This is a genomic window from Nocardioides kongjuensis (genome assembly GCF_013409625.1).
GTDB classification, from domain to species: domain Bacteria; phylum Actinomycetota; class Actinomycetes; order Propionibacteriales; family Nocardioidaceae; genus Nocardioides; species Nocardioides kongjuensis.
In genome coordinates this window covers 5,001,727-5,014,897 of record NZ_JACCBF010000001.1, presented here as the reverse complement: position 1 = coordinate 5,014,897, position 13,171 = coordinate 5,001,727, and the positions used below count along the sequence as shown (strand labels likewise).

At 71.1% G+C, this 13,171-nt stretch carries 9 protein-coding genes; 4 read left to right on the top strand and 5 right to left on the bottom strand.

What is annotated here, in order from left to right; genetic code table 11:
- Nucleotides 1–23 precede the first annotated feature (23 nt).
- Nucleotides 24–665, top strand: coding sequence for a TetR/AcrR family transcriptional regulator (locus BJ958_RS24045; protein WP_179729330.1), 642 nt, complete (start codon nt 24–26; stop codon nt 663–665).
- The gene (locus BJ958_RS24040) at nt 662–1,885 is read left to right on the top strand and encodes an aminotransferase-like domain-containing protein (protein ID WP_179729329.1); all 1,224 of its coding nucleotides are present in this window, start codon (nt 662–664) and stop codon (nt 1,883–1,885) included. The genes BJ958_RS24045 and BJ958_RS24040 overlap by 4 nt, the downstream gene beginning before the upstream one ends.
- 9 nt (nt 1,886–1,894) lie before the next feature.
- Here the strand turns inward: BJ958_RS24040 and BJ958_RS24035 are convergent, their stop codons facing one another.
- Nucleotides 1,895–2,485 (bottom strand): flavin reductase family protein, encoded by a 591-nt coding sequence (locus tag BJ958_RS24035; RefSeq protein WP_179729328.1) that lies wholly within the window; start codon nt 2,483–2,485, stop codon nt 1,895–1,897.
- A gap of 164 nt (nt 2,486–2,649) precedes the next feature.
- Here BJ958_RS24035 and BJ958_RS24030 point away from each other — a divergent pair, with 164 nt between their 5' ends.
- Both BJ958_RS24030 and BJ958_RS24025 read left to right on the top strand, forming a co-directional pair.
- The gene (locus tag BJ958_RS24030; protein WP_179729327.1) at nt 2,650–3,240 is read left to right on the top strand and encodes a TetR family transcriptional regulator; all 591 of its coding nucleotides are present in this window, start codon (nt 2,650–2,652) and stop codon (nt 3,238–3,240) included.
- 53 nt (nt 3,241–3,293) lie between these two features.
- Nucleotides 3,294–4,343: a zinc-binding dehydrogenase gene (locus BJ958_RS24025; protein WP_179729326.1), complete on the top strand. Its 1,050-nt coding sequence runs from the start codon at nt 3,294–3,296 to the stop codon at nt 4,341–4,343.
- Between the two features lie 87 nt (nt 4,344–4,430).
- Here the strand turns inward: BJ958_RS24025 and BJ958_RS24020 are convergent, their stop codons facing one another.
- From BJ958_RS24020 to BJ958_RS24005, 4 genes are all read right to left on the bottom strand, one after another.
- On the bottom strand, nt 4,431–6,437 hold the full coding sequence (locus BJ958_RS24020; RefSeq protein WP_179729325.1) for an LPXTG cell wall anchor domain-containing protein: 2,007 nt from the start codon (nt 6,435–6,437) through the stop codon (nt 4,431–4,433).
- 355 nt (nt 6,438–6,792) lie between these two features.
- On the bottom strand, nt 6,793–10,494 hold the full coding sequence (locus tag BJ958_RS24015; RefSeq protein WP_179729324.1) for a class F sortase: 3,702 nt from the start codon (nt 10,492–10,494) through the stop codon (nt 6,793–6,795).
- A 309-nt stretch (nt 10,495–10,803) separates the two neighbouring features.
- On the bottom strand, nt 10,804–12,213 hold the full coding sequence (locus tag BJ958_RS24010; RefSeq protein ID WP_179729323.1) for a hypothetical protein: 1,410 nt from the start codon (nt 12,211–12,213) through the stop codon (nt 10,804–10,806).
- A 194-nt stretch (nt 12,214–12,407) separates the two neighbouring features.
- Nucleotides 12,408–13,151 carry a 4'-phosphopantetheinyl transferase family protein gene (locus tag BJ958_RS24005; RefSeq protein WP_179729322.1) on the bottom strand — a complete coding sequence of 248 codons (744 nt, stop codon included), beginning with the start codon at nt 13,149–13,151 and terminating at the stop codon, nt 12,408–12,410.
- Between the last annotated feature and the right edge of the window lie 20 nt (nt 13,152–13,171).

Here is a 13,171-nt window from a genome sequence, read left to right as displayed (position 1 = left end):
GTCCGAAATCGGGAGGAGACGCGATGCCGACCAGCACGCCGCGCAGGACCAATGCGGTGACCGACGAGGCCATCGCCGAGCGCAGGGCCGAGATCCTGCGCCACACGGCGGACGTGATCGTGGCGACCGGCGTCGCGGGGTGCACCTTCGCGGCCGTGTCCGAGGCCAGCGGCCACAGCATCGGCCAGCTCCAGCACCACTTCCGCACCCGCGACCGGCTGATCGCCGGCTGCATCGAGCACCGGATGACCGAGTCGCAGGACGAGTGGCGGGCCATCGCCGAGCGCGACGCAGCGCCGCTCGTGCGGCTGCGCGCCCTGCTCGACTACACCGTCGCCGGCGAGAAGGACTTCGCCGACGCGTGGGGCTTCTGGATCGAGGTGACCGCAGCGGCCCGCCTCGACGCCGACGTGCGGGCGAAGGTCAACGAGCGCCTCGCCCTGTGGCACGAGCTGTTCACCGACGTCCTCACCGACGCGATGGCGGACGCCGAGAGCCACTACTCCCCCGCCGACCTGGCCGGCCTCCTCGTCGGGCTCGCCGACGGCCTCGCCGTCCAGTCCGTCAACGGCACCTACGGCATGGACCCGCAGCGCATGCACGCGCTGCTCATGGACTTCGCCGCGACCGCGCTCGGCGTCGACCTGGACGGCGGCACCCGATGACCGCCGCCCCCGCAGCCCTCCTGCCCTCGCTCCTCGCGGGTCGCGCCGGCGGGTTCCGCCCCTCCCCCGTGCGCGACTTCTGGGAGGTGTCGATGGAGCCCGACGTCATCTCGCTCGCCGGCGGCAACCCCGACCTGTCCGTGCTCCCGCTCGACGCCCTCGCCGACGTCGCCGCGCGGGCCGTGGCCCGCGACGGGCTCGACGTCCTGCAGTACGGCAGCGGCACCGGGACCGCCGGCACGCGCGAGGCCGTCGCGCGCACCATGGCCGCCGAGGGCATCCACGTCGATCCGGCACACGTGCAGGTGACCGCGGGCTCGCAGATGGCGCTCGACCTGGTCGTCAAGCTGCTGTGCGACCCGGGCGACGTCGTCCTGGCCGAGGGTCCGACGTACGTCGGCGCGCTCGGCCTGTTCGCCGGCATGCAGGTCGACGTCGTCCACGTCCCCATGGACGCCGACGGCATCGTGCCCACCGGGCTCGAGGAGACCCTGGTCCGCGTGCGCGCCGAGGGGCGCCGGGTCAAGGCGCTCTACACGATCCCGAACTTCAACAACCCCAGCGGTGTCACCCTCGCGGCCGAGCGCCGGCCCGAGGTGGTGCGGATCTGCCGTGCCGCCGGGATCGCCGTCATCGAGGACAACCCCTACGGCCTGCTGTCCTTCGACGGCTCGAGCACGCCGAGCCTGCACGCGCTCGACCCCGACAACGTCATCTACCTCGGCTCGTTCTCCAAGGTGGTCGCACCGGGGCTGCGCGTCGGCTGGGCCGTCGCCCCCGAGGCCGTACGACGCCCGCTGCAGCTGGCCTCCGAGGCGACCACGATCTGTCCCTCCGTGCTCAGCCAGGCCCTGGTGGAGCAGTACGTCCTCCACCACGACTGGCCCAGCGTCCTGGACCGCGCCCGCAAGCTCTACGCGACCCGCGCGGCCGCCGTGCTCGGGGCCTTGGCGCACAGCGCGCCCGACGGCGTCACGTGGTCGGTGCCGCGCGGCGGCTTCTTCACCTGGGTGAGCCTGCCCGAGGGCATCGACGTGCACCGGGTCCTCGACGCTGCCATCGAGCGGCGCGTGGTCTTCGTGCCGGGCTCGGCGTTCCACGCCGACGGCGGCGGCACCCGCCAGCTGCGGCTGGCGTACTCCCTCGAGCAGGAGGACGTGCTCGCCGACGGCGTACGTCGGATCATGGGTGCGATCGAGGACATCGCCGCGACGAGCTGACGGCCGCGCTCAGCCGGGACGCCTCACGCTGACCACCTCGGGCGGCAGCCCCCACTCGCTGCCGCCCAGGCGCGACAACGGCGCCAACCGGTCGAAGACCGGGCGGCCGTCGGCCATCACGTCGGGGTCGATCGTCACCGCGACGACCCGGCCCAGGACGAGGGTCGAGTCGCCGACCGCGAGGGTGTCGTGGAGCCGGCACTCCAGCGAGGCCGGGGACGCGGCGACGCGGGGCGGGCGGACCTCGGCGCTCGGCTCCATCGCGATGCCCAGCGCGCGCGCCTCGTCGACACCCGGCTCGAAGGAGGCGCTGGAGGCGTTGACGTCGTCGATCAGCGCCCGGCTCGCCAGGCTGACGGTGAACTCCCCGGTCTCGAGGACGTTGCGCAGCGTGTCCTTCTCGCCGACCGACGTGAACTGCACGATCGGCGGGTCGGCGCTCGCGACGGTGAAGAAGGAGTGCGGCGCCAGGTTGCCGACGCCGTCGGCCGAGAGACTGGACACCCAGGCGATCGGACGGGGCACGACGAGCGCGGTCAGCAGGCGGTAGCCGTTGACGCCCGGGGCGCCCGGGCGCAGGACGAGGTGCTCGTGGGCCATGGGCCGATCATGCCGCCATCGACGCCTGGAACGCCGGCAAGCCCGCCACCGAGGGCGAGCTCGACGGCTCGGCAAGCCGTGCACCGACGCCAAGCCCGGCGAGATCGCCTACGCGCCGGCGTACCGGACCGCCCACGGCCTGGGCTGACCGGCACAATGACCCCGTGTCCACGACCTCCGCCTCCCCTGGCCGACCCCGCGATCCCCGGGTCGAGGGTGCCGTGCGCACGGCGGTGCTGGAGCTCCTGGTCGACGGCGGCTACGAGGCCGTCAGCTTCAAGGAGGTCGCGCTGCGCGCCGGCGTCGGGCAGCCGACCGTCTACCGGCGCTGGGGCACGAAGGCCGAGCTGGTGGAGTTCGCGATCTTCGCCGTCTCCGAGTGGGCGCCGCCGGCACCCACCGGCGACCTCGAGGCCGACCTCGCCCGGCTCGCGGACGTGGTCCTCGAGGAGCTGTTGACACCGCCCGTGCACGCGGCGCTGCCCGGCCTGATCCTCGCGCACTACGACGCCCCCGACGAGCACACCCGGCTGCGGGCGTGGGCGGAGGAACCCGTCCTGGCGGCGTTCTCGGCGATCGTCGAGGCCGCCGGTCTCGACGGCGAGGTGCCGGGCGACGACGTCCGCGCGGCGTTCCAGCACTTCCTCGCGGCGCTCACCTTCACCGCGATGACCCGCGACCGGCCCACGGCCCGCCGGCTGGCGAGGAGTGCGGCTCGGATCACCGATCGGGCGCTCAGGGGTCTTGTTTCGTAGACCAAATAACGTTTAGCGTTCGCGGCACCCCGAACCCTCCTGGAGGTGCCCGCATGACCGTCCTCACCGCCGATTCCTGGGTCGCGACCGACCTGGGCGACCCGACGAAGGTGCTGCAGCGCCGGAGCGTCGAGGTCCGCGAGCCCGGACCCGGCGAGGTCCGGGTCAAGGTCGCCGCCTTCTGCGTGAACCTCAACGACACCGACGTGGTCCGTGGCCGCTACGCGATCCTGCCGCTCACGCCGCCGTTCACGCCGGGCATGGAGTCGGTCGGCGTCGTCGAGAGCGCCGGACCGGGCGCCGAGCACCTCGTCGGGCAGCGGGTGATGGGCATCCCCGTCATGGCACACGGCGGGTTCGCGCAGTACGCGATCCTCGACGCCGCCACCACCCAGGTGCTGCCGGCGTGGCTCTCGGACGCCGAGGCCGCCGCGGTGCACTACCCGTACCACCTGGGCTGGTTCGCGCTCGTCGAGCGTGCCCGGATCCACCCGGGCGAGACCCTCCTGGTCCACGCCGCCGCCGGCGGCAACGGCTCGGCCGCCGTCCAGCTCGGCAAGGCGCTGGGCGCCACCGTGATCGCGACCGCCGGCGGCCCCGAGAAGGTCGAGTTCGCCCGCAGCCTGGGCGCCGACGTCGTCATCGACTACCTCGACGGCGGGTTCGCCGACCAGGTCGACGAGGCCACCTTCGGCCACGGCGTCGACGTCGCCTACGACACCGTCGGCGGCACGGTCACCACCGAGACGTTCCGTTGCATGGGCATCCACGGCCGCCACCTGCTCGTCGGCTACAGCCAGGACATCGCCAACGACGGCGCCCCCGTCACCACCGCACCCGCGGTCTACGGCAACTTCTCGCTGTACGGCGTCTGCCTGGTCTACGTCGACGACCCGCTCGGCCTGCGCCGGACCCTCGGCTTCAACTGGCCCGCGCGCTCGGAGGGCCAGCACGCGCACGCCAAGCTGCTGACGATGCTGCGCTCCGGCGCGATCCGCACGGTCGTCACCGAGGAGATCTCCTTCGACGACCTGCCCGCCGCCATGGAACGCCAGGAGAACCGGCAGACCATGGGCCGCGTCGTGGTCCACGTCCCGCAGTGAGGCCGGCCGGACCGGGAATGCGCGGAGCCCGTGCCGAGGTGTCCTCGACACGGGCTCCGTGCGGTCAGGCGATCAGCCGCTCAGGGCTCAGACCGTCTTGCGTCGCGCCAGCACCAGGCCGGCACCGGCCAGCACCAGGCCCACGCCCAGCGGCATCAGCCAGCCCGCGGGACCACCGGTGTTCGGCAGCCCGGTCGCAGCCTGCTCGCTGTCGACCGCGTCCTTCGGCGGGTGGCTGGTCTCCTCGACGCCACCGACCTCGCACACCACGCCCGAGTCGACCGGAGTGGCCGCCAGGTTGTAGGTGTACGTCGAGTCGCCACTCTCGAAGACCTTGCCGAGCTTGCCGATCAGCTTGATCACGCCGTTGACCACCGAGACCGAGTAGTCCGCGGTCTCGGCCGGCAGGACCCAGGTCGCGTTGCTGGTGACACCGGCCGGGTTGCACGGGTCGTTCGGCGCGATCGCGGGAGCGATCAGGCACTTCTCGCCACTGTCGGCACCGAGGTTGACGACGTACGTCTTCACGAAGACCTTGTCGTCGCCCTCACCGGTGGTGCTGAAGTAGTTGGTGCCCGTCGCCGTGAAGGTGATCTTGCCGGCCACCGAGGTGTCCGCGGTCCAGGCGCCATCGGGGATGGCACCGAAGTGGATGTTGCTGGTCACGCCCGCCGGGTTGCACGGGTCGACCTGCGGCACCACCGGCGGGTCGATCTTCGTCCCGCAGTCCTCGGGGGTGAAGTCGTGGGACTGGTCCCCCTTGTCGGCGAAGGCGATCGCGATCGAGTCCTGGGCGTCCTCGAAGGGGAACGGGAAGTCGGCGTCGGTGACCTCGTCCCAGGTCTTGCCGCTGCCCGACGGGTCGACCGCGTTCACGCTGACGATGACGATGTGGTGCTCGAAGCCGGCCGGGGTGCTGACGTACTTGCACACCACGACCTTCTTCGGGCAGGCCTCCTGGTGCGCGGTGGGCACCGGCCAGGAGATCGACTCGACACCGCCGGGGAACACGGCCGGCGGGACCGGCGTGAAGGTGACGCTGCCGTCGTCGTTGCGCACCCAGGTGTAGTCGGGGCTGTTCGGCGGGTCGGCCCACTGCACGATACCGGTGCCGCACTCGTCGACCGGCTGCGGGTCCGGCGGCACGACCGCCGCGGTACCGGTGCAGTCCTGGTCCTCGGGGTCCGGGTCGTCGGGTGCGGGGAAGACCAGCTCGGTCGTCGGCGGCACCGACAGCGGCGCGAACCAGTAGCCGGCGTTCGCCGTCACGACCAGGCTGCCGTCGGGGTTGCGGGTGACGGTGAACCCGGTCCCGGTCAGCTCGCCCCAGACCGCGTTGTCCGGGCCACAGGGGTTGACGACCGTCGGCACGGGACGCTTGAGCATGATCGGGCAGACCGAGTCCGGCACCTGGCCGGGGATCTCGTTGTTCTTCAGGTAGCGCACCACGATCGAGTTCTGGGCGTCGGCGAAGGTGGTCGACGGGAACTTGCCGTCCCAGCCCTTCAGCGAGTTCACCGAGTTCACGATCACGTGGTGGGAGAAGCCGCCCGGCGTGCTGACGTACTTGCAGATCACCACCATCTTGGTGTTGTCGCTGTCGTCGTCCTCCTTGGCCGCGGCCTTCTCCTCGGCGGCAGCCGAGAAGACCGTGCCGGCGGAGGGGCTCAGCGTGACGGCCGCGGGCGCCGGAGCGGCCTCGTCGCCCTGCGGGGCCCCGTCGGCGAGCTGCTTGCCCTCGTCCTTCTTGCCCGCACCGGACTTGCCTTCGTCGGAGGCCGACGGCTGGTCAGCGGGCGCCGGGTCGTTGCTCGGCCCCGGGGCCGGGTCCGGCTTGGGGTCCGGAGCGGGCTCCGGCTTGGGCTCGGGCTTCGGTTCGGCGCTCGGCGCCGGGTCGGGCGTCGGCGTGGACTGCGACGTGTCCGGCGACGCGGGTGCCGGGTCGTCCACGTCGTCGGCGTAGGCGGGACCACTGAGGACAGTGCTCACCACCACGACCGCCGGCAGCAGGAGTGCGATCTTGTGGCGTCGTCGACGGGCCACGGCCCTCGACGGATCGCCGCCGCGCCGGAACGGGCGCAAGGAACTGGTCATCTGCGGGTTACCCCCATTGCGTCGCAACGAGGGGGGCCGTCGCGACCATTGCAAAGGTGAGGACATGGGCGGTCCGAGGACGCACGGCAGCGGCCGGAGACCCGATGTCCACGCCCCACCGCGAAACCCAGGTCCGGCCCTCGTCGCTCCGGTCGTCCGCGCCTCCCGAGAAGGAAGGGGCAACCAGAACCCAGACAAGCACCCTATGCAGGACGAAAGTCCCGCTCGCGGGATTTCCGGGTAAAACCGCCCGTCCCGAGAGAGATTTAACCTTCCCGGGTGATCCGCACCACAGGATCCTGCGACGGACGCCCGGGCCCGCCCCGAAGGACGAGACCCGGGCGCCGCCGACGGGTCAGCCGATCGGCCGGGCGATCACCACGAGGTTCTTCGTGTAGTGGAACCGCCCACCCGAGACCACCTTGGCCGTGCACGTCACCAGCGCCAGGCGGTGCTCGCCCTTCGTGGTGAAGATGCCACTCGGCAACGGCTTGCTGCGGGCGTAGGCCTTCACGGAGACGATCTTGAACTTCATGACCCCGTGCGGGCCGTTGATCTTGACGATCTGCCCCTTGCGGGCCTTCTGCAGCTTGTACAACGCCCCCGGCTTGTCGTGCCGGTCGGACACGTGGCCGGCGATGACGGTCGTGCCGATCAGGTCGTCGACTGCTGCCGACCGGTTGAGCCAGCCCACCAGTCCGGGCGCCGGCACCTGCATCCGGCCACCCTTCTCGGTCGCCGTGGCGACCCGGGCCTTGATGCCGAGCGCCTTGATCCGCAGCGTGGTCACCGCTGCCCGATCGGTCCCGCCGGGCACGGGGCCGGAGAAGCCGGTCCCGATGGCCAGCGGGGCGTAGTCGGCGCGGTGCACCAGGAACGCCTGCACGTTGCCGCACACCTTGTCGGTCGGCACCGCGTCCGAGGTGTCACGGAACGAGATCACCCAGGTGTAGTAGCCCGGCTCGCCGACGCTCACCGGGCTGGTGGACGTCTGCCCGTTCCCGGCCTGGAAGGTCTGCGTCGCCACCACCGTGTCACCGCGAACGGCCGCCGTGGCCGACGGGCCGTAGAGCACCGCCGTCACCGTGGTCGTGGTGCCGGCGGGGAGACCGCTGAGCTGGACGACGTGCTGCACCGACTTGGCGCCCGTCGAGCCGTCGAGCGAGACCGGCAGCGACACGCTCGTCGAGGCACCGGTGGTGCAGGTGACCTTCGGGACCTCGATCGGCGCCTTCTCGGGGATGGTGTAGGTCACCGTGGCGGTCGACGAGCCGGTCGCTCCCTCGGTGAACAAGGCGGTGTTGTCCTCGTTGACGGTGCCGTGGTCGGCGTACGTCATCGGGAAGGACGGGAACACCGTCGTCTCCGAGATCTCCTGCGGGAAGCCCGCGGACTCGGGCGCCTTCGGGTCGTCCACGGTCACCGTCTGCTGGTCGCTGCCCTCCTGGAGGCTGGCCTCCGGGAACTCGATGCCGCCCTTGACGACCTCGATGGTCGGGGTCAGGTCGAGGTTGGGGTCGGCGTAGGTGAACGTCACGTGGTTGGTGTACGTCGTCCCGAGCTCCGGCTTCGCGCCCTCGAAGGTGCACGCGTAGGGGACCGACAGCGTTCCGGCGGTCTCCCCCACGGCCTTCGGGATGGTGCCCTCGTCGGCCTCCAGCGTGCACTGGCTGCCGGCGAGCGCCGGGGTCAGGCCGGTGTCGGTCAGCTCGGACACGTCGATCGGGTACGGGTTGGTGTTGCTCAGCGTGACCGTGCCCTGCAGGCCGAAGACCTCGTTCGAGACCTCCTTCGTGGCGGTGATGTGGTAGTTGACCGTCTGTGCACCGTCGACCGTGCCGAGGTCGAGGTCGTGGACCTGCTCGCCGCCGTTCTGCTCGACGGTCTTGTCGATGGTCCACGTCACGAGCTCGGAGTGGCTCGACTCGGCCGTCTTGGTGGCGGTCGGCGCATCCGCCGGGCCGCACAGGTGCACGTTGGTGGAGTCCTCGACGCCCGCAGCGGTGATCGCCGCGGTGTTCGGGTGGTCCACGCAGCCGTTCGGCACGGGGTACTCGACCGGGTAGGCCGGGAAGGTCGTCGTCTCGGAGATGGTCGCCGGGAAGCCCGCACCGTCGGGCGCGTTGTCGTCGGTGACGGTCACGGTCTGCGGGTCACTGCCCGGGAGCAGGGTCGCCGCGGGGAACACGATGTCACCGGAGGTGACGCCGATCGGCTGCTGCAGGTGCGGGTCGGTGATCGTCGCGTGGTTCTGGTAGGTCGTACCGACCACCGGCTGGGCGGTCGGGAACGAACAGCTGTAGTCGACCTCGATCGTGCCCGGCTGGACCTGCGTGCCGCCCGGCACCGTCACGGTGGTGTCCTCGAGTGTGCAGCTGCTGCCGGCGACGGCGGGGGTCAGTCCCGTGTCGGCAAGGGTGACGTCCACGGCGTCGGGGTTGGGGTTCGACACGGTCAGCGAGCCCTGCAGGCCGAAGGCCTCCTCGGACACGGTCTTGGTGGCGACCACGTGGTAGGTCTCCGTGTCGGGTTCCGTGATGTCCTTGTCGACGCTGTGCGTGCCGCCCGGGGTGCCGTCGTCGATCACCTTGCTGATGTCCCAGGTGACCTTCTCGACGTGGGTCGGCGTGGCCGTCTTGGTGCCCGAGGGCGTGTGGTGACAGGTGACGACGACCGTGGCGTCGGCCGACTGGCCGGTCTCGGTGATCGTCGCCGTGTTCTCGTGCTCTCCGGCGTCCTCGCCGCAGGTGAAGGACTCCGGGTAGGTCCACGAGTCCGAGCTGTCCGCGGTCCACGCCTCACCGTTGGTGTCGGTGACGTGGATCGTGTCGTTGACGAGCTTGGTCGGGGCGCCGAAGTGCACCGGCACCGTGGCGTCGTACGCGACGTCACCCAGTGCCTCCACGCCGCTGGAGATCGTCGCCGTCGCCGTGTTCGTCTGGTCCGCGCCGCTGGTCAGCGCCTTGCTGTAGGTGCACTCGAAGGACTCGTCGGGCGCCAGCGTCTTCGGGAACGTGACGCTGCCGCAGTCGGGGGTCACGGCGCCGCTGGCCGAGAGCGTGTCGGTCACGCCGGTGACCACGGCCGTGAGGTTCGAGGTGTTCTCGACCGTGATCGTCCCCGAGACCTTCCAGTCGCTGTCGGTGCCATCGTCCTTGGTGACACCGACGGTCCAGTCGGTGCTGCCGGACTCACCGTCGTTGAGGTCGAGACTGGTCGGGTCGGCCGACTTCGTGATGTCCCAGCCGAAGGTGCGCGTGTACGACGTCGTCGCGGTCTTCGTGACGCTCACGAAGGGGTAGACCTTGGTGTCCCACTCCTCGAAGCCGCCGTCCGAGGCGAAGGTGGGGTCCGCGTTGCCCCACTTGCTGTAGAGCACGAACTGGGTCGTGCAGGCGGGGTTGCCGTAGTTGCAGCTCGCCGGGATGGCGATGTTGCCGGTGGGAACCAGGTAGCGCAGGTCGGCGCGGCCGGAACCGCTGTTGACGTCGTTGATCTGGATGTCGCCGGAGAAGTCGTAGACCTTGGTCGCCGTGTTGGAGGCGTTCGTGTTGAACGGGTAGTCCGTGAGGTCCGGGTTGGCGGCGAACCAGACCTCGAGGTCGGTCAGGTCGATTCTCGAGGTGCTGTTGGTCTCGTTGATGTCGGCCCACAGCTCCCAGTACCGCTGGCCGCCCAGCTGGACGACCGGGATCTCGCTGACCTTGATCGGGTGGGTCCAGGTGCCCGCCTTGGTGTCGAACTCCTTGGTGCCGCCGGTGTTGTAGCCGGCCTCGGTGCCGTCCTTCCCGAGGCGCACGAAGGGCTCGAACACACCGGTGCCCGACGAGCCGAGTGCCTGGTAGGCGCTGGAGTCGCCGACGTAACGCACGTCGGCGCCCTCGGCGGTGGTCACCTGCTTGCTGCCGCTCCCGTCGGCGACCATGACGTCGTACGGAACGCCTCCGATGTTGCCGTCGGCATGGGCTGCCGCACCGAAGGAGAGAGAGGCGCCCACAGTGACGGTGGCGACCAGGGCAGTGAGGGTGCGCCGGGACCGGCGCGAGGATCGAGACATGGACAGGACTCCCCGACGGCCGGAGCGAAGGGGGCCCACGACCGCGATCATGGAAACTGGATCGGACAGCGCCGGGAAGCGTCGGTCCCCCGTCCGCGCCCCACCGCGAACCCGCGTCCCGAACTCCCCGTCGGTCATCGCCACGTCCCGAGCAGCGCGGTGGCCGGACGATCGATCAACGGCACACCGGCCGCAAGGTCTCGCCATGACGCCGGCCCGGCCGGAGATTTAACTCTGCGAGCCCACAGGTCGCTGAAATCCTCCGGATTGGTCTAGACCAGCAGCGACGGGCTGCGGGACCTCGTCGCGTCAGGCGGCGTAGTCGCCTGCGAGGACGATCGCCTGTTCCTCGAGCAGGTGGTACTCGGCTCGGGTGATGGTGGTCGTGCCGCTGCCGGTGACGAGGCGGTAGAGGCCGTGGGGTGTGCCCCAGACCCAGCGGTCGGGTCCGAGCTGCAGGACGGTGTAGCCGAGGTGGGTCTTGGCTCGGTGGTGGTGTCGCGACAACGGGGTGTCGTTGTGGTCGCCGGTCTGGCCGGGGGGACCGTTCTTGTCATACGGGGTGGTGTGGTCGTGGTCGGGTGCCCGGCCGTGCTGGGTGAAGAGGCCGGTGGCGTGGGGGAAGACGTCTCCGGTGGTGCGGAGCTCGGTGCGGTGTTTGACGTCGGTGGGGTGCTCGTAGCCGTTGACGGACCTTCCGGTGTGGAGGTCGATGACCGGGGTGAGGGTGATGGTGGTGTGGCGGCGGAGCAGGTCGCGGACCTGGTCGAGAAGGCGGGGGCCGAGGCCTTCGACGCGGGCCAGGGGGCCGAGGGTGCCGTCGGCCTGTTGGGCGAGGTGGACGACGATCTCCGCAGCCGGGGCAGGCGCGGTGTTGCTGGGTTCAGGCTCCGCGTCTTCATCGTCGGTTCCGTGGAGGAACGCGAGGACGGCGGCGGGGTCGGCCAGCATCGCGAAGGCCTCGGCGCGCCAGTGGTCCATCCCCAGGGGCGCTTCGCCGTCGGCGGGCGGTGCTGCCTGCTCAGCGAGGGCGGTGGCGAGGTCCTCGACCGTACGGGCGTGGGCGACCGCGTCGGCCTCGTCGATGCGGGCGAACACGACACCGATGCCGGCGGTGTTGTCGAGGTCGTCGACCTGGGAGCCGGGGCGGGGTTGGGGGTACCAGACACCCTTGCCCCTGCGGTTGTCGCTGATCCGCTTCGCGTGGGCGGCCGGGTCGGCCTCGATGATCTTGGCTTCGGCGATCGTGAGGATCCGTGCGGGTGCCTCGTCCAACGCGGCGGCGACCGCGTCGTCGACGAGACGAGCCTGGTGGCGGTCGAGCTTGCGGGACCAGCGGGCGACCTTGCGGGCCACCCACACCTCGCACCGCCCGGCACGGACGCCGGCCCAGACCTTCGGGAGGCGGTGGCGCAGGTCGAACGCGTCGGCCAGGGCGTTGCGGGTGGTCAGCACGCCCTCGTGGCGGGCGATCGCGATCTCGACCAGCGCCAGGTCCTGGATCTCCGGCGTCCCGTCCCCACCGAGGGTGATCAGCCTGGGGCCGCCGAACTTCACGGGCACGGCGTCGGGCTCGGCCTGCGGGTCTCCGGAGTGGAGGTCGGCCCAGGCGAGCAGCAGCTCCAGCTTGCGAACCTCGAGCAAACGGGCGTCACGCACGCTCTCCTCGGCCGCGTGGAGCAGCTGCTCCGGTGTGGCTTCCGAGAGGTCCGAGATCATGCTTGATTCTATCGCACACATGTTCGAACGACCAGTGTTGCTCGGTGACTTTCCCCTTGTTTCTAGGGGTTTTTGAGGACCGCGCAAGGCGGGCCGACCGCGCAACCGAGCCATCTTCGCGGCTTCCTCGTCGGTGCGCCTTTCAACGACTGTGCCGGCTACGTGACCGAGGCCCGCGGAGAGCTCACCAGCCGTCAGCCCAGTACGGCGACCGCGGCGCCGTACCCCTCGGGCACCACGACGTCACGCACCGTCCAGGCGCCCAGGGTCCGGCTCGGAGCACCGTCGGTGCCGAGGTAGTCGAGGTGGGGGTCGCGCCCCAGGCCGATGCCGATCCCCTTGAGGTAGGCCTCGGTGCGCGCCCATGCGCGGGTGAAGCGCACGGTGGCGCGACCGCCGTCGAGGGTGCCGTGGGCCGCGGCCTCGATCTCCTCGAGCTCGCGCGGGTGCAGCAGCTTGGCCAGCGCCACCGGGTCGTCGGGGTGGCGCTCGACGTCGACGCCGACGGCGACGTCGGCCACGGCGACGAGGACCTGGCCGGGGGTGTGGCTCAACGAGAACTCGATGCCCGAGCCCTCGGCTCGCGGCCGGCCGTGCGGCTCACCGCAGCCCGGACAGGGGTGCCGCCCCCAGACCACCTTCTCCGGCGGGGTGTCGGACACGGCGCCGACCACCAGGCGGGCCGCGGCGTGCGCGATCTCGTAGGCGCGGCGCAGCTCCGCGCGGACGTACGACGACGCCTGCTGCCGCTCTCCCTCGTCGAGCCAGTCGCGCGCGACGTGGAGCTCCTCGTCACCCAGCGTCTCGGTCGGGACCCGCCAGACCGCGACGCCGTCCGCACCCCGGGTCACCGGGGTGTTGAGGAGGGAGTCGAGGACGGCCGGGATCACCGGCTCGGTCCGCTGGTCCGGTACGGCCTTCGCCACGTTGCGCGTCATCACTCACGAGGCTAACAAGT